23 protein-coding genes are annotated in these 20,887 nt (G+C 62.7%); 12 read left to right on the plus strand and 11 right to left on the minus strand.

Annotation, left to right across the window (positions count from 1 at the left end; genetic code table 11):
* Window positions 1-46 precede the first annotated feature (46 nt).
* From FF124_RS16270 to hemN, 5 genes are all read right to left on the minus strand, one after another.
* Window positions 47-1,327, minus strand: a complete 1,281-nt coding sequence (locus FF124_RS16270) for a beta-ketoacyl-ACP synthase (RefSeq protein WP_138749542.1) — start codon at window positions 1,325-1,327, stop codon at window positions 47-49.
* Between the two features lie 14 nt (window positions 1,328-1,341).
* Complete coding sequence (locus FF124_RS16275; protein WP_138749543.1) at window positions 1,342-2,544, minus strand: beta-ketoacyl-ACP synthase; 1,203 nt, start codon at window positions 2,542-2,544, stop codon at window positions 1,342-1,344.
* Between the two features lies 1 nt (window position 2,545).
* Window positions 2,546-3,034, minus strand: a complete 489-nt coding sequence (locus FF124_RS16280; protein WP_138749544.1) for a 3-hydroxyacyl-ACP dehydratase FabZ family protein — start codon at window positions 3,032-3,034, stop codon at window positions 2,546-2,548.
* Window positions 3,035-3,134: 100 nt separating this feature from the next.
* On the minus strand, window positions 3,135-3,416 hold the full coding sequence (locus FF124_RS16285) for an acyl carrier protein (RefSeq protein ID WP_138749545.1): 282 nt from the start codon (window positions 3,414-3,416) through the stop codon (window positions 3,135-3,137).
* 102 nt (window positions 3,417-3,518) lie between these two features.
* Entirely contained in the window at window positions 3,519-4,871 is a 1,353-nt protein-coding gene (hemN, locus tag FF124_RS16290; RefSeq protein ID WP_138749546.1) for an oxygen-independent coproporphyrinogen III oxidase, read from the minus strand.
* Window positions 4,872-5,066: 195 nt separating this feature from the next.
* Here hemN and FF124_RS16295 point away from each other — a divergent pair, with 195 nt between their 5' ends.
* Entirely contained in the window at window positions 5,067-5,795 is a 729-nt protein-coding gene (locus FF124_RS16295; RefSeq protein WP_138749547.1) for a Crp/Fnr family transcriptional regulator, read from the plus strand.
* Between the two features lie 38 nt (window positions 5,796-5,833).
* Here the strand turns inward: FF124_RS16295 and FF124_RS16300 are convergent, their stop codons facing one another.
* Window positions 5,834-6,457, minus strand: coding sequence for an LOG family protein (locus tag FF124_RS16300; RefSeq protein ID WP_138749548.1), 624 nt, complete (start codon window positions 6,455-6,457; stop codon window positions 5,834-5,836).
* A gap of 182 nt (window positions 6,458-6,639) precedes the next feature.
* On the opposite strand from FF124_RS16300, the gene FF124_RS16305 reads away from it, so the two are divergent.
* From FF124_RS16305 to pssA, 4 genes are all read left to right on the plus strand, one after another.
* Entirely contained in the window at window positions 6,640-8,109 is a 1,470-nt protein-coding gene (locus FF124_RS16305) for a LysM peptidoglycan-binding domain-containing protein (protein ID WP_138749549.1), read from the plus strand.
* A 153-nt stretch (window positions 8,110-8,262) separates the two neighbouring features.
* Window positions 8,263-10,149, plus strand: coding sequence for an ABCB family ABC transporter ATP-binding protein/permease (locus FF124_RS16310; RefSeq protein WP_138749550.1), 1,887 nt, complete (start codon window positions 8,263-8,265; stop codon window positions 10,147-10,149).
* 113 nt (window positions 10,150-10,262) lie between these two features.
* Window positions 10,263-10,961 carry a phosphatidylserine decarboxylase gene (locus tag FF124_RS16315; RefSeq protein WP_138749551.1) on the plus strand — a complete coding sequence of 233 codons (699 nt, stop codon included), beginning with the start codon at window positions 10,263-10,265 and terminating at the stop codon, window positions 10,959-10,961.
* The gene (gene pssA / locus FF124_RS16320; protein WP_138749552.1) at window positions 10,961-11,863 is read left to right on the plus strand and encodes a CDP-diacylglycerol--serine O-phosphatidyltransferase; all 903 of its coding nucleotides are present in this window, start codon (window positions 10,961-10,963) and stop codon (window positions 11,861-11,863) included. Before FF124_RS16315 ends, pssA begins: the two co-directional genes overlap by 1 nt.
* Window positions 11,864-11,882: 19 nt before the next feature.
* On the opposite strand, the gene FF124_RS16325 is transcribed toward pssA, so the two are convergent.
* Window positions 11,883-12,629 carry an SOS response-associated peptidase gene (locus tag FF124_RS16325; RefSeq protein ID WP_138749553.1) on the minus strand — a complete coding sequence of 249 codons (747 nt, stop codon included), beginning with the start codon at window positions 12,627-12,629 and terminating at the stop codon, window positions 11,883-11,885.
* Between the two features lie 65 nt (window positions 12,630-12,694).
* Here FF124_RS16325 and FF124_RS16330 point away from each other — a divergent pair, with 65 nt between their 5' ends.
* The 7 genes from FF124_RS16330 to FF124_RS16360 all read left to right on the plus strand — a co-directional run bounded on the left by FF124_RS16330 (window position 12,695) and on the right by FF124_RS16360 (window position 17,560).
* Window positions 12,695-13,111: an NUDIX hydrolase gene (locus FF124_RS16330; protein ID WP_138749554.1), complete on the plus strand. Its 417-nt coding sequence runs from the start codon at window positions 12,695-12,697 to the stop codon at window positions 13,109-13,111.
* A 161-nt stretch (window positions 13,112-13,272) separates the two neighbouring features.
* Window positions 13,273-13,530 (plus strand): hypothetical protein, encoded by a 258-nt coding sequence (locus tag FF124_RS16335; protein ID WP_138749555.1) that lies wholly within the window; start codon window positions 13,273-13,275, stop codon window positions 13,528-13,530.
* A gap of 105 nt (window positions 13,531-13,635) precedes the next feature.
* Window positions 13,636-14,475, plus strand: coding sequence for a CAF17-like 4Fe-4S cluster assembly/insertion protein YgfZ (ygfZ, locus tag FF124_RS16340; RefSeq protein WP_138749556.1), 840 nt, complete (start codon window positions 13,636-13,638; stop codon window positions 14,473-14,475).
* A gap of 2 nt (window positions 14,476-14,477) precedes the next feature.
* Window positions 14,478-15,107, plus strand: coding sequence for a YfbR-like 5'-deoxynucleotidase (locus tag FF124_RS16345; RefSeq protein ID WP_138749557.1), 630 nt, complete (start codon window positions 14,478-14,480; stop codon window positions 15,105-15,107).
* Window positions 15,104-15,664, plus strand: a complete 561-nt coding sequence (locus tag FF124_RS16350) for a tyrosine phosphatase family protein (protein WP_138749558.1) — start codon at window positions 15,104-15,106, stop codon at window positions 15,662-15,664. Before FF124_RS16345 ends, FF124_RS16350 begins: the two co-directional genes overlap by 4 nt.
* A gap of 82 nt (window positions 15,665-15,746) precedes the next feature.
* Window positions 15,747-16,646 (plus strand): mechanosensitive ion channel family protein, encoded by a 900-nt coding sequence (locus FF124_RS16355; protein WP_425462547.1) that lies wholly within the window; start codon window positions 15,747-15,749, stop codon window positions 16,644-16,646.
* Between the two features lie 65 nt (window positions 16,647-16,711).
* The gene (locus tag FF124_RS16360) at window positions 16,712-17,560 is read left to right on the plus strand and encodes an MOSC domain-containing protein (protein ID WP_138749560.1); all 849 of its coding nucleotides are present in this window, start codon (window positions 16,712-16,714) and stop codon (window positions 17,558-17,560) included.
* A gap of 3 nt (window positions 17,561-17,563) precedes the next feature.
* On the opposite strand, the gene recO is transcribed toward FF124_RS16360, so the two are convergent.
* The 4 genes from recO to lepB all read right to left on the minus strand — a co-directional run bounded on the left by recO (window position 17,564) and on the right by lepB (window position 20,807).
* Complete coding sequence (recO, locus tag FF124_RS16365) at window positions 17,564-18,307, minus strand: DNA repair protein RecO (RefSeq protein WP_138749561.1); 744 nt, start codon at window positions 18,305-18,307, stop codon at window positions 17,564-17,566.
* 19 nt (window positions 18,308-18,326) lie between these two features.
* Complete coding sequence (gene era, locus FF124_RS16370; protein WP_138749562.1) at window positions 18,327-19,250, minus strand: GTPase Era; 924 nt, start codon at window positions 19,248-19,250, stop codon at window positions 18,327-18,329.
* Window positions 19,251-19,352: 102 nt separating this feature from the next.
* Entirely contained in the window at window positions 19,353-20,060 is a 708-nt protein-coding gene (rnc, locus tag FF124_RS16375; RefSeq protein WP_138749563.1) for a ribonuclease III, read from the minus strand.
* Complete coding sequence (gene lepB, locus FF124_RS16380) at window positions 20,061-20,807, minus strand: signal peptidase I (RefSeq protein WP_138749564.1); 747 nt, start codon at window positions 20,805-20,807, stop codon at window positions 20,061-20,063.
* Window positions 20,808-20,887: the final 80 nt, after the last annotated feature.

The raw sequence follows: 20,887 nt of genomic DNA on the forward strand, positions 1-20,887 counted from the left end.
AAAGACGGCCTTAGGCCGACTCGCAAACTTACGGCGCGATCCTCCCTCAGGAGGGTTCGCGGGTCATCACCAGGCAGGCATTCTGCCCGCCGAATCCGAACGAGTTGGAAAGCACGGAGGAGACGCTTGCCTCCCGCTTTGCATTCGGCACGACATCGAGCTCGATCGTCGGGTCCGGCGTGTTGTAGTTGATCGTCGGCGGCAGAACGCCCGTCAGCATGGTCTGCAGAGAGAACACCGCCTCGACCGCGCCGGCCGCCGTCAACGTGTGGCCGATCATCGACTTGTTCGACGACAGCGGGATTGACGGCATCATCTCCTCGCCGAAAACGGCCTTGAGAGATGAATATTCCATCTTGTCGTTTTCCGGCGTCGAAGTGCCATGAGCGTTGATATAGTCGAGCCCGTCAATGCCGAGGCCGGCATCCTCAAGCGCCGCGCGAATGGTGGCGATCGCCGGTCCGCCATCGGGCGAGGACCGCGTGCGGTGGAAATGGTCCGCCTTCTCGCCGCAGCCGCGAATGATGCCGTAAACGGTCGCCCCGCGGGCATGGGCGGCTTCCAGCGATTCGAGAATGAGCGTTGCCGCCCCTTCCGCGATGACGAAGCCGTCGCGATCCTTGCTGAACGGCTTGGAGGCCTTTTCCGGCGGGTCATTCTGGGTCGAAAGCGCCGACAGCAGCGAGAAGCGCACCAGCGCCTCGGCCGTCACCGAGCCGTCGGTGGCAACCGTCATCGCCCTGTCGGTGCGGCCCTGGCGGATCGCCTCGACGCCGAGCTGGATCGCGGTGGCGCCGGACGCGCAGGCCGTCGACAGCGTCACCGGCAGGCCGCGCGTGCCGAAGCGGTCGGCGATCCGCTCCGAGATCGAACCGAACATCACAGCCTCGTGGAAGGCGGGATCCGCCTTTTCACGCATGGCGGCGAGAAAACGGATATAGGCGTCATTGTCTTCGCTCGGCGGCGGCGCGCGGTCGGCGAGGTCGAAGCGCATCGACCATTCCGGCTCGACCGGCGGAGCGGCGAGAAACAGCGGCGCATCGAAGTCGCCGGAAAGCCCGGCCATCGCCAGTGCTTCCTCGATCGTGGCCTCGGCAAAGGCGTAGGACCGCGCGACGGGGTTCTGATCGGAGGGGATGAAATCCACCGTACCGGCAATGCGCGTGGACAGGTGGTCGGTCGGAAAGCGCGAGATCGCGTGAATGCCGGAAACGCCGCCGGTCAGCTTCTCCCAGTTATCCTTCAGGCCGCGCCCGAGCGAGGTGACGACGCCCATGCCGGTAACGGCGACCAGCGGACGGCCAAGGTGATCGGTAAATTTGCTCATCTGCCCGTCCTTTCTCACTTCTCGCCGACAAGCACGGCAACGCCTTCGCCGCGCTGCAGGCCGACTGTGGTCACGGCGATCTTCTCAGCCGGCGCCGACATCGATGCCTCTCCGTCATTGAAGACGGGCACCGGCGCCTTGGCGTCGAGCGAAAGCGCGGCCAGCGCGATGCCGAGGGGGAAGTTGGCCTCCATGGCGTGGCCGGTCATACCCGTATAGCCGCGCAGCGGCGTATCCGGGAAACCGGACTTCAGAACATCGGCTTCCTGCTTCGTCAGCGCGCTGAGGCCGGTGGCGCCGGAGAAGATGGCCTCGTTGCTGCCGCCGTCAAAGCCGGCATCGGCAAGGAGCCGGGCGAAGCGTTTTTCGAACTTTCCATCTTCGCGCTTGCCGCGATCGCCCTCAACGCCGGAGAGCGTGGCATAGATATGCGCGCCGCGCGCCTCGGCATAGGCGCGGGATTCGAGCACCAGGAAAGCGCCGGCCGACCCCATGATCATGCCGCCGTCGTCCTCGGCGGCCCTGTCCCAGAGCGGCGCCCATTTGCCGCGCGACAGCGCATGAACGGCCTCGAACATCAACAGGATGTCGCGCCGCTCGGCCACGAAGGAGGCGCCGACAAGCGTGTGCGTCGACTGGCCGGCCAGGATACGGGCGTAAGCCGTGGCAACAGCCGAGATGCCCGCCGCCTCTTCGCCCATGAAGGTGCGCGACGATCCCGTGACCTTGTGGACGATCGAGATATTGCCGGCCACCAGATTGGCAAGCTGGGCGAGGAACAGCGTCGGGCGCAGTTCCGTCGTCAGCTTTTCATTCAGAAGGATTTCGCGGTCGTTCCGTTCGCGCGCCTCGTTGACGATCATCGTGTCGACGGCAATGTCGCGTTCGCCGCCGCCGGCAGCCACGATCATGTCCATGGTCGAGCAGATCTCTTCATTGCCCTTCACGCCCGCATCGTCGAGCGCCAGGCCCGCGGCATAGACGCCGAGACGCTGCCAGTTTTCCATCTGGCGCTGGTCGCCGCGTTTGGGGATCTGATCTTTCCAGTCGATCTCGGGCAAAGGGTGCACCGGATAGGGCGCACAGATCTCGTCATCGATGCGCATATCGGGCGCCGCGCCGCCGGTCAGCATGGCGACATGCGGCGCCTGGCCGACGCCGAAACTGGTCACAAGACCGACGCCGGTGACAACGACATCATTGTCCGATTTCGTCATTTCAGGACCTTTCCACGGTCTGGCCGCTCTCGATCGCGGCGAAAAGGCCGACTTCCTCGGCCCGTCGCCGGACGATCGGCGCCAGATCATTGTCTTCAAAAGAAAGCGTGCGGAATTTCAGCTGCGCGCTGGCGATCGGCTTGCCGGCAGACGCGATCTTCGCCTTGGTCACGGCAAAGCCGGAACCCTCGTGCTCCAGCGCCGCCTCGATATCGAGCACGGCATGCGGCTCGACGAAGCTGCGCAGCTTGGCGCTGTCGACCATCATCAGGAAGGGCATTGCCGAACAGTTATTGACGCCGAGCAGAAGCATGCCGGAGGCCTGCGCCATGGTCTCGATCAGCAGCACGCCCGGCACAAGCGGCATGCCGGGAAAATGCCCTTCGAAAACGGGGCTCTTTTCAGGCACCGTCGAGCGCGCGACGATCCGGCCCGCGGAAACATCCACGGACGCGATCTCGTCGATCATCTGGAAATATTCGAGCAGCATGAATGCCTTCAGCCTCTCCCGCCTGCATCGTTCACGGCCAGGAAACGGAAGCCACGGCAGGCCCCGAAGCTTGTCCGCAGAAGAGGGCTGCCTGACAGAATCAGGCGTTTTTGGCCGCTCTCAGCTCGTCGATCTTGGCGCAGAGATTCTTCAGGATGAAGTATTCATCTGCATCGACCTTGCCCTCATTGACTTCCTGAGTCCATTTTTCGAGCGGAATCTTGATACCGAATTCCTTGTCGATGGCAAACACGATATCGAGGAAATCAAGACTGTCGATGCCCAGATCGTCAATCGTGTTGCTTTCCGGCGTAATCTTGTCGCGGTCGATTTCGCTCGTTTCAGCGATGATATCGGCAACTTTATCGAATGTAGCGCTCACGCCTGTACCTCTTCAAACTATCAATTCAGCCCTTCTCATAGGCAAAGATTGGCGAAAAGCCAATGGCCACGGGGCATCGGATGATCATTTTTCGACATTTGATCAGACAGCCGAGGAGTGACGCCCCCGGCCGCCTTCCAAATAGGTATCAAAAGTCGCCGCAACAGAGCGGGCAAAGGGAAATGCCGCATTTTCCAGGCGAAAACCGAAGGCGTCGAAGCTGCAGATGTCCGGATTGAGACGCGCATAGGCCTTGGCTTCAGCGAGCACATGCTCCGCCGCAGAGCCGAAACGGGCGCGCAACTCGCAACTGGAAAAACCGTAGGCGCACATCACCTTTTCAATGACGAAGCGGCGCAGCCGGTCCTCATCATCAAGCGCAATTCCGCGCACCACCGGCAGTTCCCCGGCCTCCGCCAGACGCCGGTATTCGCCGATCGCCGGCATGTTCTGCCAGTAGCCTTCCCTCACCTCGCTGATCGAGGAAGCGCCGAGCCCGATCAGCGCGTCGGCGCTCTCATCCGTATAGCCCTGGAAATTACGGCGCAGGCGCCCTTCTCTTGCCGCACGCGCCAGGCTATCGCCGGGCAGCGCGAAATGGTCGATGCCGATCGGCTGGTAGCCGGCTTCCGCCAGCATGTCCCCGGCAAGCGTCATCTGCTCGAATCGCGCCTCTGGATCCGGCAGCGCATCCTCGGGAATCAGCGTCTGATGCTTCTTCATCCACGGCACATGGGCGTAACCGAAAAGCGCGATCCGGTCGGGGCGAAGCGAGATGATCTGCGCCACAGTGCGTGACAATGTCTCAAGGCTCTGGTGCGGCAGACCGTAGAGCAGGTCGCAATTGACCGAGCGCACGCCGCGTTCGCGCATCGCGGCAATCACTGCGGCCGTCTGCTCGAAGCTCTGCAGGCGGTTTATGGTCTTTTGCACACGCTCGTCGAAATCCTGAACGCCGAGGCTTGCGCGGGTCACGCCGATATCGGCAAGCGCATCGTAGCGCGGCTCGTCGAGATCGTTCGGATCCATCTCGACGCTGATCTCCGCGTCATCGGCGAAGTCGAATGCGTTCCGCAACCACCCCATCAGCCGGCGCATGTCGTCCGGCGTCAGCATCGTCGGCGATCCGCCGCCCCAGTGCAGGGCGGACACCTTCACCCCCTGCGGAAGCAGGGCGCCAACGGTCTTGATTTCCTGACTGAGGCTTTCCAGATATGAGGTTATCGGATCGTAACGCAGCGTATGTTTCGTGTGACAGGCACAGAACCAGCAAAGCCGGTCGCAATAGGGAATGTGCACATAGAGCGAGACTTTGTCCCCTTCAGGAATAGCCTTCAGCCAGCCGGCAACATCCTTCCCGGCAATCCCGCCGTGAAAATGCGGGGCCGTCGGATAACTCGTATAGCGCGGAACGGGGCGCGAGAACGTCTTCAGCAACTGCCTGCTTGATACCATGACGAAAACCCTTCCTCTTGCGGGATCAGTTTGTCGTTATCGTCTTGCACTGCCCCCGGCTTTGACTTTAATCAAGGAATGAGAATGTCATACGCCCGCGCCGATCTCTAAACTGTTGCGCGCCGGACAAAGGGCGTCTAGACGGGTCGGAAGATTGAAGGCAGCCTCGTGAACGGGCTGCGATTTGGTGAAACCATGGATGAAAAGCCGCATTTCGCAACCGACGATGACGCCATACCGCAGGTGTGCCGGGCCTGCGAGGCGCGCCATGGCGGCATCTGCTCGGTGCTGAACGGTTCGCAGCTGGCTGTCTTGAACAAGCAGTCGTCAAAACGGACGATCGATCCCGGCACGGAAGTCGTCGGCCAGGGCGAAAACGTCAACAGCTATTCCAATATCCTGCGCGGCGTGGTCAAGCTGTCGAAGATGATGGCCGACGGCCGCCAGCAGATTGTCGGACTGCAATTCGCGCCCGATTTTCTCGGCCGTCCCTTCTCGCGCGAAAGCTCGCTGACGGCGGAAGCGGCGACGGCGACGGAGATCTGCGCCTTTCCCCGTGCCGCGATCGAGCGGATGATCGCCGACACGCCCGGTCTCGAACACAAGCTCTACGACCAGTCGCTGAAGGAACTCGACGAGGCGCGCGACTGGATGCTGACGCTCGGCCGCAAGACCGCGCGCGAGAAGGTTGCCTCCTTCCTCCACCTGATCGCCACCCATATCGATCCTGAAGCCGATGACGGCTGCACCTTTGATCTGCCTTTGTCGCGCGCAGACATCGCCGACTTCCTTGGCCTGACCATAGAGACGGTCAGCCGCCAGATGACGAAGCTGCGCAAGGAAAAGGTGATCGTCGTGGAGAACAACCGGCACGTGACCGTGCCGGATATCGAGCGTCTGAACGAGGCCGCCGGCAACGACTGAGCGTCAAGCCAAACGCAAGCTTCCTGCAACCGTCCGAATCAGAGACGGCTGATGATGTGGCTCTCGCCCTCGTCATCGGCGTCCTGCTCGGCCCAAAGCGCCTCGATCGCCGGCAGGATTTCGCCAACGTCCTCGATCAGGCGCGGGCGCACCTGGTGGCTCGTGTGCAGGAACCCCTCGCCGCTCATATGTTCGAGCAGCTGGATCATCGGGTTCCAGAAACCGTCGACATTAGCGAAGATCATCGGCTTCGAATGGCGACCGAGCTGCGCCCAGGTCATGATCTCGACGATTTCCTCCAGCGTGCCGATACCGCCCGGAAGCGCGACAAAGGCATCGGCGCGTTCGAACATGGTGTGCTTGCGCACATGCATGTCCGGGGTGATCAGCAGTTCGTCGAGCGCCTCGAGCTGGTGGCGGGTCGCCTCCATGTCCACCAGAAACTCCGGGATGATGCCGACCACATGGCCGCCATTTTCGAGCACGCCCTCGGCAACGGCGCCCATTATGCCCTTGGTGCCGCCGCCATAGACGAGGCGATATCCTGCCATTGCGATGGCCGTTCCAAGCGCCTTGCCGGCGGCCATGTAGCTTGGCGATGTGCCGGGTCTTGATCCGCAATAGACGCAGACGGATCGAATCGTATCTTGTTCGTTGTTCATGAATTTACTCAACCTCATTTGGCCGTTGCCGGTCAAGCGCATTGCAAATCGACCACAATCAGACGTTTACCTTGTTCATGCTTTCTCGCAAGCGCGAATGAACACTTGTGTATAACCGGCACTGTCGCTAGCGTTTTCAGCGAATTGACGTCGTCTGCGTGACGCCGTGACTGGAGTGACGAATGAACAAGAACAACACACGAGTCATCATTGCCGTGCTTGTGCTGCTGCTGATTGCAGCCGGCGCCTATTTTGCGTTGCGCGACAAGGGTGAGGACCTTTCCGGCGAGCAGCAGGCTGCCCCGAACACGCAGACCGCCGCACCGCAAACGGAGCCCTCCAGTCCCGACATGCAGGAAGAAAGCGCCGCCGCACAGGGCGAAACGACAAGATCAGGATCTGAAACGGAAGTCACCGAGGACGACCAAAGCCCTCCTGTTGAGCAGCAGCAGGCCACGCTGCGCATACCCACATTCGATCTCCTGCGCGTTGAACCTGATGGTACCGCCGTGATCGCCGGCGGCGCCGAGCCGCTCGGTCTTCTTGATGTAAAAGAGGAGGAAAGCGTCCTCGCCTCCTCCGACGTCACCGAAACCGGCGATTTCGTCGCCATCGTCGAGACCCCGCTTTCGCCCGGCGACCATCTGATCTATCTGAGCGTCACCATGCCGGACGGACGGACCGTCCGGTCCGAGCAGACGGCCACGGTCTCCATACCCGACGGCAATAATGGCGAACTTCTTGCGCTGATCACCGAGCCCGGCAAGGCCTCGGAAATCATCTCCGCGCCGGAACTGCAGACGACAACAACGCCCGACAACACTGTCGTTGCGACCCGCGAGACCGACGGGAACGAGGAAACGGCCGGCGCGCGGGACAATGGTCGGGATCAGGACATGGTCTCCGGCGATACGTCCGGAGACAGCGACACGGAAACCAACCTGCCGGCGATCAACGTCGAAACGCGGGGCAGAGACCGCGACACGGCCGAGGCGGTCACGGCGGCGCAGGAGCCCCTGTCCGACCAGAAGCCGGTCGCCGTCACCGTCAGAATCAAGGCGGTGGAGATCGAGGACGACACGCTTTTCGTCGCCGGCGAAGGCGAGATCGGCGCGACAATTCGCGGCTATGTCGACGATGTGCTCGTGGCCGAGGGATCGGTCAATGTCGAGGGCAATTACGTGCTCGAGGCGAAGACCGATGTCTCCGTCGGGCTCCACACCATCCGCGTCGACATGCTCGATGCCGACAGCCGGGTGGTTGCCCGCGCCGTCGTGCCGTTCGACCGCCCGCCCGGCAACCAAATCGCCGCGATCTCGACCGATGCCGACGGCACCAGCGCCGAGCAGAGCGACGGCACCCGAACCTTCGTCCAGCCGCAGCTTCAGGGCAGCGACAATGCCGTCATCATCCGTCGCGGCGACAATCTGTGGCGGATCTCGCGCCGGGTCTACGGTCGCGGCGTGCGCTACACCACAATCTACCTCGCCAACGAGACCCAGATCGTCAATCCGGACCTCATTCTGCCCGGTCAGGTGTTTTCCGTGCCCGTCGAACCATTGCCGGACAGCGAGGCGGAAACCATCCACCGCCGCCTGCTGGAAGGCATGCCGGTGGGCCCGGAATACCAGCTTCCGCCGGCCGATCAATAAGGCGCAATTGCGGCAAAGACGCCGTTCCGGCATTGCAATCGGTCGCTGACGACCCTATCTCGCAGAACAAAACGACGCCCCGTGCGTCGTTTTCCCGTCTTTGAACCTTATTTGTTTTGGCTCGGCAAACCCGCCTTGAGCCGGGGGATTAACATGGCAGACCGCCAGAAAACCGTTTCAGCGGATTCAGCCAATCCGCTTCAGACCATCATCAATCTCTGGCCCTATATCTGGCCGTCCACCCGCCCGGACCTGAAGCGGCGCGTCGTCTATGCAACGATCGCCCTGGTGATCGCCAAGCTGATCCTGCTCATGGTCCCCTACTCCTTCAAATGGGCGACCAATGCGCTGACCGGCGAACTGGAGATCAACACCATCCTGCCGGCCTTCCTGTTCGGGGCGATCACGCTGGTGCTGTTCTACAATCTGGCCCGCATCGGCCAGCTCGGCTTCAACCAGCTGCGCGACGCGCTCTTTGCCAGCGTCGGCCAATATGCCGTGCGCCAGCTCGCCCACCGCGTCTTCGTGCATATGCACCAACTGGCGCTGCGTTTCCATTTGTCGCGCAAGACCGGCGGGCTTTCCCGCATCATCGAGCGCGGCACCAAGGGCATCGAGACCATCGTCCGCTTCACCATTCTCGCCACCCTTCCAACCGTGCTGGAATTCTTCCTGGTCGCGATAATCTTCTGGTGGGGCTATGGATTCGACTATCTGGCGATCACCGCCGTCACCGTCGTCCTCTATGTCTGGTTCACCATCAAGGCCAGCGACTGGCGCATCGCCATCCGTCGGCAGATGAACGAGAGCGACACAGACGCCAATACCAAGGCGGTCGATTCGCTACTCAACTACGAAACCGTCAAATATTTCGGCAATGAGGAGATGGAGGCGCGTCGGTTCGACAGTTCCATGGCCCGGTACGAGGCGGCGGCAACGCGCATCTGGACCTCGCTCGGCTGGCTGAACTTCGGACAGGGCATCATCTTCGGCGCCGGCATGACGGTCATGATGGTGCTTTCCGCAATCGCGGTGAAGAACGGCACGCAGACCATCGGCGATTTCGTCTTCGTCAACGCCATGCTGATCCAGCTCGCTATTCCGCTCAACTTCATCGGCTCGGTCTATCGCGAGATCCGCCAGGGACTGACCGACATCGAGGAGATGTTCAACATCCTCGAGGTCGACCCGGAAGTCACCGACAAGGACGAGGCGCAAGACCTGCAGATCCGCCAGGGCGCAATCGCCTTCAAGGATGTGCACTTCGCCTATGACCCCGCGCGGCCGATCCTCAAAGGCGTCTCCTTCGAGGTGCCGGCCGGCAAGACGGTGGCGATCGTCGGGCCGACAGGCGCGGGCAAATCGACGATTTCACGTCTTCTGTTCCGCTTCTACGACGTCAACGAGGGCGCGATCACCATTGACGGCCAGGACCTGCGCGAGGTGCGCCAGCATTCGCTCAGAGAGGCGATCGGAATGGTGCCGCAGGATACCGTGCTGTTCAACGACACGATCGCCTACAATATCCGCTACGGCCGAACCTCAGCGACCGACGAGGAAGTCAATGCGGCGGCCGAGCTTGCCCAGGTGGGCGATTTCATCCGGCAGTTGCCCGAGGGTTTCGACACCCAGGTCGGCGAGCGCGGACTGAAGCTTTCGGGCGGCGAGAAGCAGCGCGTCGCCATCGCCCGCACGATCCTCAAGGCCCCGCCCATCCTCGTGCTCGACGAGGCAACCTCGGCGCTCGATACCCATACCGAGCGCGAGATCCAGGCCGCCCTCGACGTCGTCTCGAAAAACCGCACGACGCTCGTGATCGCCCACCGGCTCTCCACCGTCATCGGCGCCGACGAGATCATCGTCCTGAAGCGCGGCGAGATCGCCGAGCGCGGCACCCATGACGACCTGATCGCCATGAACGGCCTTTACGCGCAGATGTGGGAGCGCCAGCGCGAGGCGACGCTCGCCGAAGAACACCTGCGCGAGGTGCGCGAGAGCGACGACATGGGCGTGATCATGCGGCTCGACCCCGCCAACTGACCGGTAAAGCCCGCCTTGCGGACACCCATTTTCAACGCGAAGGGGAACCTGTAAGCTTCCCGCGCGTCAAACACTGTAGAAGCGCAATGCCGCGCCCGGAGCCAAGGATAAAGATGACCGTTTTCGATTCGATCAGGAAGGCGATCGTACCCATCCACAAGGAGGGCTATCCCTTCATCGCGATCTTTCTCGTCGCGACGCTCATTCTCGGCTGGATCGCCGATCCACTGTTCTGGATCGGCCTCTTCGCCACGCTCTGGTGCGCCTATTTCTTCCGCGATCCCGAGCGCGTCGTGCCGCAGGATGACGACATTGTCATTTCGCCGGCAGACGGACGGGTCTCCTCCATCAGCGAGGAAATCCCGCCGCAAGAAATGGGACTTGGCGACGAGCCGATGCTACGCATCTGCGTGTTCATGAATGTGTTCAACTGCCATGTGAACCGTGCGCCCATGGCCGGCACGGTGCGGGGCATTCATTACCGCCCCGGCAAATTCCTCAATGCCGAGCTCGACAAGGCAAGCGAGGACAATGAGCGCAACGGCGTGGTGCTCGACACAGCCCATGGCGCGATCGGCGTCGTCCAGATCGCTGGCCTTGTTGCCCGCCGCATCGTCTGCTTCGTCGAAAACGGCGATGTGGTCGACGCCGGCGAGCGTTTCGGCCTCATCCGCTTCGGCTCCAGGCTTGACGTCTACCTTCCCGCCGGCACGACGCCGCGGGTAGCGGTCGGTCAGACGGCGACCGCCGGCGAGACGGTTCTGGCCGTTTTCGGAGACTTTGAACTGCCCGTGGTCGGACGGCGGATCTGATGGTGGAGAATGAGACTGACGGACCGAATGACGGTCCTCTCGCGACGCGGAAGAAAGCCGGCGCCGACCGGTCCGGCCGCGGACCGCGCCTGCGTGAAATTCCGCTGCGCCTGATTGTTCCCAACCTGGTGACCGTGCTGGCCATCTGCGCCGGGCTTTCCGGCATCAGGCAGGCGATCGACGGCAAGTTCACCGAAGCCGTGATGATGCTGCTGATCGCAGCCTTTCTCGACGGCATTGACGGCCGGCTGGCGCGGCTTTTGAAGGCATCCTCGAAATTCGGCGAGCAGATGGATTCGCTTGCCGATATCGTCAATTTCGGCATCGCGCCGGCGCTCGTTTCCTATATCTACCTGTTGAACGATGCCGGAACCCCCGGCTGGATCGCCGCCCTGCTCTATGCGATTGCCGCCGCGCTGCGCTTGGCACGTTTCAACGTGATGGCCGATCGCAAGCGCAAGGCCAGCTGGCAGGGCGAGTATTTCGTCGGCGTGCCCGCGCCTGCCGGGGCGATCATCGTGCTTCTTCCGGTCTATCTCGGCTTTCTCGGCATGGAGCCGAGCCGCGGCATCGCGCTCGCCGCCTCGCTCTATACCGTCCTCATCGGCTTCCTCCTGATCAGCCGCCTGCCGGTCTGGTCGGGCAAGAGCCTCGGCCTCAACGTCCGGCGCGAATTCGCGCTGCCGATGATGCTGCTGGCCGTCCTCTCCGTTGCCCTCCTCGTCGCCTATACGTGGCACATGATGATTGCCGGCTCCGCGCTCTATCTTGCGGCCCTGCCGCTCGGCGCCCGCGCCTGGCATTCGAAATACGGCACGCTGGTAATGGAGGAAGACGACGATGAGGATGACGAGGAGGATCCGGGTCATCCGCGCAAGAACCGGCTCGATCTCGATATCTGACCTGTCGACCGCAGGCGCGTCAGAACAGATCCATCTGATCGCCCGGTCCCGTCTCCGGCTCGTCCGGCAGCAGCGCAGGCCCGATCGGCTCGATCAGTTCAGCGCCGAGATTGCGGGCGTTGCTGACCGCCTTTGAGACCGGAAAGGCCTCGAAGAAATCGTCCGGCGCCGGCTTCATCAGATCGGCCACATGGCGCGGCTCGAGCGTGCGGCAGTCAAGCCATCGTTCGAAGTCCTCCGGCATAATGACCACCGGCGAGCGGTCGTGCAGCTTCGCCACCACGCCGCTTGCCTGCGTGGTCAGGATCGTTCCGGTATCAAGCTCCGTGCCGTCCGCCCCCTGCCAGGGCGACATCAGCCCGGCAAAAGCGATGAGGCCGCCATGGCGCGGGCGGATCCAGTAGGGCTGGGCCGTGCCCCTGCCGCCCGCCTTGCGCCACTCGAAGAAGCCGCTTGCCGGCACCAGCGCGCGGAAATGGCGCATGGCGCCGCGAAAGGCCGGTTTTTCGGCCGCACTCTCCGAACGCGCATTGAAGAGGAGCGGAAAATCCCGGCCGTCCTTGACCCAGGCCGGAATAAGCCCCCAGCGCACCAGAAGCGCCCTTCGCCCCTCTCCGCCTCCGGTCAGTTCCGAGGCGTTGACCACCATCAGGATCGGTTGCGACGGCGCGATATTGTAGCGCGGCGGAAACGGCTCGATCCCGGTCAGATCGAAAGCCGCCGCCGCCGTCTCAGGGCTTGTTATCAGTCCGAAACGTCCGCACATTCCCACTAGATTTCATCTTGCGCGGCGGATGACAAGCTCCGTGCGCGCATGCCGGAAGGACTATCATGACCGTTTCCCCCAGACCCGCCTCCTCCGTAATCGTCAGACGCGGCGAAAAATTCCTGCTCGTGCGCCGGGCCAACCCGCCGGCACAGGCGATGTATGCCTTTCCCGGCGGCAAGGCCGAAGAGGGAGAAACGGCCGAACAGGCCGCGATCCGCGAGCTTGCCGAGGAAACAGGGCTTGTTGCCGCGTCCGCCCGGCTGTTCGCCGTCTATGACCTGATCGACCGCGACGACAGCGGAGAAATCGCCAGCTTCTTCCGGCTCAGCGTGTTTCAGGCGGATGTCGACGGAGAAGCCGTTGCGGCGGCCGCGGACGATGCCGACGATCTCGGCTGGTACGCGCTCGAGGAAATTCGGGCCATGAATGTGCCGACCAGCGTGCTCGAATGCGCCGAAAGGCTCGGTCGCCCGGGCTGAGAGTGTGGCAGCTGCGACACATCGGCGGTACAAGAAACACGGACCGCCCCTGACGTTAACCGGCTGTTCACTTTTTATGGCAGTGCCGCTGACAGACCGGGTAAAATGTTGATACGATAGTGCCGGAACGACCAAGAACGAGAAGCCAGCAAGGAACCGAGATGAAGCCGAATGCCAATGAAATCGACGACATGATCGTGCGGGAAAAGATGCAGGCGGCTCTCGAATACCAGAACGAAGCTTGGGCCGACGGCGTTGCCGACGGCATCGAACCCGAAATCATCGCCGATGCGGCGCTCGCGCTTGCCATGCGCGAAACCGTGCGGATGATCGGCGAGGAAGGCGCGGAGGCGATGCTGGAATCGCTGCGCGAACGGATGCTCGCCGGCGAGTTCTCCCCTGAGCGCATCCTGCAGTAATCCCGGCCTGCCGACCGAACGCTCCTCCCCGCATTGACGAATGCCGCTTCGCGCGTGACAAATCGGGTCGCGATTCGATCCGCGCCGCGCATGAAAGGGACGACCATGGCATTGATCCACCTTCCGGACAGAGCCTTCATCACGCTTGAGGGCGAAGACGCCGAAGCGTTTCTGCAGAACCTGATCACAACCAATATCGAGGGGCTTGCCCCCGGCGAGGCCTGGCCCGGCGCGCTGTTGACGCCGCAGGGCAAGATCATGTTCGATTTTCTGATCGCGCGATGCCCAAACGGCTTTCTGATCGAGACCCATGCCGCGGACCAGGCCGCGCTTGCGAAGCGGCTGATGCTCTACAAGCTGCGCGCCAAGGTGACGATCGGCACGCCCGACCATGACGGCGTCACGATTCTGGTGAACGAGGAGACTGTTTTCGAGGGCGCGACCACCGACAAACGCTTCTCAGCTTCCGATATCGCGCTTTACCGTCTGCCCGGACGCCTGGACGACGCGGCAGACGATGCCGACGCCTATACCGCTTTGCGGATCGAAGCTGGCGCTGCGGAAATGCATGCGGATTTTGCCGCCGAAGACGCGTTTCCGCACGACGTGCTGTTCGACAAGAACGGCGGCCTCAACTTCCGCAAGGGCTGCTATGTCGGCCAGGAGGTCGTCTCGCGCATGCAGCATCGCGGCACGGCGCGGCGAAGACTCGTGCGGCTGGAGGCGTCCGAACCCTTCAACACGGATCAGGGCGCGGTCGAGGCGGGCGGCAAGAGCGCCGGCAGCCTCGGCTCGGTCAGCGGACACGCCGCCATGGCGATCGTGCGCATCGACCGGATCGCCTCGGCTGCCGGTGATGTCAGCGTCGGCGGCATGCCGGTCAGCGTCACGCCCTATGCTTGGAGCGGCGTATCGCTCGAGCCGACCGGCGCGGAGCCCGAGTAGCCATGGCGAAGACCGATGCCCGGGCCTGGCAGCGCATGCTGTCCGGCCGCCGCCTGGACCTGCTCGATCCCTCCCCGCTTGACGTCGAAATATCCGACATCGCCCACGGGCTTGCCCGCGTTGCCCGCTGGAACGGCCAGACCGTCGGGGCCCACGCCTATTCCGTCGCCCAGCACAGCCTGGTGGTCGAGACCATCTTCGTGCACTGCCACAAGGCAAGCCCCGAAGACTGCCAGATGGCGCTTCTGCATGATGCGCCCGAATATGTGATCGGCGACATGATCTCTCCGTTCAAAGCGGTTGTCGGCGGCGGCTACAAGAGCGTTGAAAAGCGGCTGGAGGCGGCCGTTCACCTGCGCTTCGGGCTGCCGCCGCATCCCTCACGGACGCTGAAGGCGCGCATCAAGGCTGCCGACCGCATCGCCGCCTATTTCGAGGCGATCACCCTCGCCGGCTTTTCGCGCGCCGAGGCCAAGCGCTTTTTCGGCGAGCCCAACGGCGTGTCGATCGAGATGCTCGCAATCGAGCCGATGGCGACGACCGATGCCCAGACGCGCTTTCTGGCGCGGTTCTCCGAGATCGAGGCCGAGCGCGCCAGCCGGGAAGCGTCGGCGAAGGGGAATGGCGGATGAGCGCGGCAATCGTGGTTAGCCCGCTGGCGCGCATCGGCGAGATGGCCGCCCGCCACAAATGCCGGTCGATGCTGTCGCTGATGGCGAACGGCCATGATTTCTCGCGACCGGGCGTAATCGATCCAGCCCGGCACCTGACGCTGCGGATGAACGATATCGCCTTTGCCGGCAGCGGCAAGCTGGTTGCGCCGGAGGCCTTTCACGTCGAAGAGATTATCCGCTTTGCCCGGGCCGCCGACGGACCCATGCTCGTTCACTGCTGGATGGGCGTATCCCGCTCTCCCGCCGCGGCGTTGATCGCGGCGCTTGCCCGCACGCCTGTGCTCGATGATCGTGCGTTGGCAAAGGCGCTGAGGGCAGCATCGCCCTTTGCCACGCCGAATGCGCGTCTCATTGCCCTCGGCGACGAAGCGCTCGACCGGAAAGGGCGTCTTGCCGAAGCGGTCAGGGCGATCGGGCGCGGACGCGACTGCCAGCTGAACCTGCCCTTCGTGCTGGAACCGCAGCGGCTTTTCGATGACGGTGGCGATGTTGCAGCGACGCTCAAGTTTTCGTAGCATGGACTTGCGCTTAAACCGCCCTAGCTAGACAGAAAACAAACCTCGAATTTCCAAAGACAAGGCCTTTTCAATGGACAGTATCGAGCAGCAGGTCGGAGAACTCGTCAAGAGCTCCGGAGATTTCGCCAACGCAATGTGGGCGCTGGTCATCACCTACACATTTTCGGTTCTGGGCGCGGTCATCCTCCTGATCGTCGGCTGGATCATCGCGGCAATCACCCAGCGATCAATCAAGAACGCATTCCTCAAATTTGAGAATGTCGACCGAACCCTGGCGGGGTTCTTCGGCAATATCGCCCGTTACGGCATCTTGACCATCGTCATTATCATGGTGCTCGGCCAGTTCGGCGTGCAGACGGCGTCCATCCTCGCCGCTCTCGGCGCTGCCGGCCTGGCCATCGGTCTCGCCCTGCAGGGAACGCTGCAGAATATCGCGGCGGGCATCATGCTTCTCGTGCTGCGTCCCTTCCGAGTCGGCGAATATATCAGCACCGGCTCGATCGACGGCACGGTTCAGGAGGTCGGCCTGTTCGCCACCGAACTGAAGACCTTTGACGGCCTCTTCCGTCTGGCGCCCAACTCGACGCTCTGGAATGTCTCGATCACCAATTATTCGCGCGTTACCCAGCGCATGCATGAGCTTGCCATCGGTATCGGCTATGACGACGACCTGAAGAAGGCGATCGAGATCCTGCTGGATCTGGCCAGGAACAATGAAAACGTTCTTGCCGATCCCGAGCCCTACGCCTTCGTCAAGGAACTCGGCGACAGCGCCGTTGTCGTCGCGATGCGCTACTGGGCGCCCGGCTCCGTGTGGTGGAAGACGACGCATATCATGACCCGCGATGCCAAGCTCGCCTTCGACGAGGCCGGCATTTCCATTCCCTTCCCGCAGGTCACGCTGTCGACTCTGGACGGCGACGAACAGCTCCTCGAAAAAGGGGACGAGGCCGCAGACAAACCGGCGGAGAAGAGCTAGGATCAGGAACAAAGTTGCCGGCCTCGCGCCGGCTTCTTTTTTGATCCTTCACGCCGGAGCCTGTCATGAAGATTGCCGCACTCAACATCTATCCGCTGAAAAGCGCGCGCGCGATCGCGCTTGAGGAAAGCCCGTGCGGCCCGTCGGGACTTGTCGGCGACAGGACTGCGATGATCACGGACGCCGCCGGTCGGTTCATTACCCAGCGCGACATGCCGGCGCTGGCCCGGCTTTCCGCTGTCCGTCAGGACGACGGGCTGGTGCTCGCGATGGACGGCTACAAGCCGATTTTTGCTGCTCCGCGCCATGCCGACAGGCTTGATGTCACCGTGTGGAAGGACACGGTCAATGCCGCAACCACATCGGACGAGGTCGATGCGACATTGTCGGACTGGTTCGGCCGGCCTGTTCGCCTGGCCTTCTTTGACGATTCTGCAAGCCGCGTCGCGAGCCGCGACTGGGTGGAGCAGGATACGCCCGTTTCCTTCGCCGACGGCTTCCAGCTTCTGGTGACCACCACCGGCTCGCTTGCAGCGCTCAATGCCGATCTTGAAGCCCATGGCGCGGAGCCGGTCGGCATGGAGCGCTTCCGACCGAATATCGTGCTCGACTGCGCGGAACCCTGGGCGGAGGACGGCTGGACCGGTATCCAAATTGCCGGAATCCGGTTCGACTTCGTCAAACCCTGCGCCCGCTGCATCATGACCACGCAGGACCAAGCGACCGGATCGCGCGACGGCGCCAATCCTCTGCCGGCAATGGGGCGCATCCGCATGTCGGCGGATCGCCGGGTGCCCGGTCCGCTCTTCGGCTGGAACGCCGTGCCGCGCGGCGAAGGTCTTCTGCGGATCGGCGACGCGGTGGAAATTACCGGAACGCGGGACGAAAGCTGGCCGCTGAAGCGGCGGGGTTGAACGTCAGGCCGTTTCCTGCTTCTCCAGCGCCCTCAGGGTTGCCGCGATGAAACTGTCGCGGGCGCTGTCCGGCCTGATCCCGCGCGGCTCGTAGACGTGGCGATCGAGAAAGAAGCCGGTCAGGCGAAAACCCGCCGCCAGCCCTGCAGGATCGGCGGCCTCGTTGATGTCTGCCCTCAAGAAGTCCGGCAGCGACAGCATCCGGTCGGCATAGGGCGCGCCGGCATCCCGCGAGACCGCCCTGCCCGACTTCGGCGACACATAGACAAGATCGACCACGGAACCGTTTGCGGCGCAGCGCGCCAGATCAAGCCCGAAGCCGAGCTCGTTCAGGAGCGCCAGTTCGAAACGAACATAGAGCTCGCCCGCCGAGACGGGGTCATCCAGGTTCGCGATGATCACTTCGACGGCTTCGCAGAGATGGCGATGCGGGTCGCGTTCCGGCAGGAGTCGCAGAAGGGCCGCCATGGCGCGCAAGCCGTGGAGCGCGGTTGCCGATTGCATCAGAATGCCGGCGCGCTGGCTGAGCGGTTCCACGCGGAATTCGCCGAGATGTTCGGAGAGCCTGGCCCGCCAGGTGAGCGAAACCCGGTTTCCCGGCTGCAGCACCGGACGCATGGCGCGGGAACGACCGCCGCGCACGAGCCCCAGATGGCGTCCATGGGCAAGCGTCATCACCTCGGCGATGGCGCTTGTCTCGCCATGGCGGCGCATGCCCAGAACTATGCCCTCGTCCTGCCACTCCATCGCTCACATCATCCGACGTTTACTGCGAATAATCGAGCCCCATCTCGCGATAGCGCTCCGGATCGTCGCCCCAGTTCTCGCGCACCTTGACGAACAGGAACAGATGGACCTTCTGTTCGAGGATCTCGGACAGCTCCTTGCGCGCGGCCATGGAGATCGACTTGATCGCCTCGCCGCCCTTGCCGAGCGCGATCTTCTTCTGGCTGTCGCGTTCCAGATAGACCACCTGCTCGATGCGCACCGAACCGTCCTTGCGCTCCTCCCACTTCTCGGTTTCGACATGGGCAGAGTAAGGCAGTTCCTGATGCAGCCGCAGAAACAGTTTTTCGCGGGTGATCTCGGCGGCAAGCTGGCGCATCGGCAGATCGGAAATCTGGTCTTCGGGATAGTACCACGGACCCTCCGGCAGGGCTTTCGCCAGATAATCCATCAGGTCGTCACAGCCCGAACCATTGGTGGCCGAAATCATGAAGGTCTGCTCGAAACCGATCGCCTCATTGGCGGCGGCAGCGAGTTTCAGCAGGTCTTCATGGCGCACGCGATCGATCTTGTTGAGCACCAGGATCTTCGGCTGGCGGACCTCTTTCAGACCTTCGAGAATAGCCTCAGCGTCGCCCTTCAGACCGCGCTCGGCATCGACCAGCAGCATGATCAGATCGGCATCGCGCGCGCCGCTCCAGGCCGCCAGCACCATGGCCCGGTCAAGCCTGCGGCGCGGCTTGAAGATGCCGGGCGTATCCATGAACACGATCTGGGCATTGTCATGAATGGCGATGCCGCGCAGCGTGGCCCGCGTGGTCTGCACCTTGTGGCTGACGATGGAAACCTTGGCGCCGACCAGCCGGTTTACGAGGGTCGACTTGCCGGCATTGGTCGGACCGATCAACGCGACGAAGCCGGAACGGGTCGCGGCGGTCTCTGCGCCATTTTCTGCGTCAGTCATCTGCTTCTCCTGCGGCTCGCACCAAAACGCGGAAACCGGTAAAACACTTTGAATACAGTCTATTGTCACGCCATACGAAACGCGTGCATCAAGCGCGAGGCATCAGTCCCCGGCCGTCCAGATGCCTTCGCGCTCCAGAAGCCTGGTCGCAGCCACCTGTTCGGCCGCCCGTTTCGAACGGTCGACGCCGATCTCGGGCTCTACGCCCTTCACGGTGACCTTCACGGTGAAACGCGGCTCATGATCCGGGCCGGAGCGGTCCTCGACATGATAGACCGGGGTTTCGCCGTGATTGGCGTGCGCCCACTCCTGCAGTTCCGTCTTGGCGTCGCGTCTCAGCTTCACGCCATCGGCAAACAGCGGCTTCCAGTGCGTCTCGATGAAGCGGCGCGCCGGCTCCAGGCCGCCCTCCATATAGATCGCCGCGATCACGCTCTCGACCACGTCGGCGCGGATCGAAAGCACGCGCTTGCCCGTCAGCTTCTTCACGTCCTGACCGGTCTTGATGAACCGGTGCAGGCCAAGATCGTCGGCGACCCTGGCGCAGGCCTCCGCGCTCACCAGCTGGTTGAGGCGAACGGAGAGCTCGCCCTCGGTTGCCGTCGGGAAAAGCTTGAACAGGTTCTCCGCGATCACCAGCCCCAGCACGCGGTCGCCGAGGAACTCCATGCGTTCGTAATTGCCGTCCTTGCCGCTGCGCGCGCTCGAATGTGTCAGAGCCCGCGCAATCCGGTCCCGGTCGGAAAATTCGAAACCGATCAGCCTCGCCAGTTCGCCGACTTCATCCTCTCCTGCGCCCCGTGCCGCCATTCAGCCACCGATGACCTTGAACAGGCGGTCCCAACGCATGTTGAACGGCCATTTCCAGATTTCGGCGAAGGACGTGTCATTGCCGAGCGAGAAGAAGATCAGGCTGGCGCGGCCGATGAGGTTTTCCGCCGGCACGAAACCGACGTCAAAGCGGCTGTCGAGCGAATTGTCGCGGTTGTCGCCCATCATGAAATAATGGCCCTCGGGGACGATGAATTCGCGGGTGTTGTCGCCCGGCGAATTGCGGATCTCGTCAAGCGTGTCATAGCTCACGCCATCGGGAAGGGTCTCGCGGAAGACCGGAATGTCGCGGCCCGGATCCCGGCGATAGTCGGAGGTGAAGGTTCCGTCAGCGGTACGCGGAACCGGCGCGCCATTGAGGTAGAGGATGCCGTTCTGCACCTGCACCCGGTCGCCCGGAAGACCGATCACGCGCTTGATGTAGTCGACACTCGGGTTCGGCGGGTAACGAAACACCACTACGTCGCCGCGATCGGGATCAGAGCCGAAAATGCGACCTTCGAACAGGTTGGGCGAAAACGGCAGAGAATAGCGCGAATAGCCGTAGGAGAACTTGTTCACGAAAAGATAGTCGCCCACCAGTAGGGTCGGCATCATCGAGCCCGAGGGAATGGTGAAGGGCTGGAACAGGAACGTCTTGATAACGAGAGCAAGCAGCAGCGCCTGGACAATGACTTTGACATTGCTCCAGAGCGAGCTTTCCTTTTTTTCTTCTTCTTCGGCCACGCTTTGTTTCCTTCTTCCACCCAGGCAGTCCGTTTGCCTGAGCTTTAGCCCCTCCCTGCGGTACGGGCAATGTTTTTAAA

The organism is Martelella lutilitoris (genome assembly GCF_005924265.1).
Lineage (GTDB): Bacteria > Pseudomonadota > Alphaproteobacteria > Rhizobiales > Rhizobiaceae > Martelella > Martelella lutilitoris.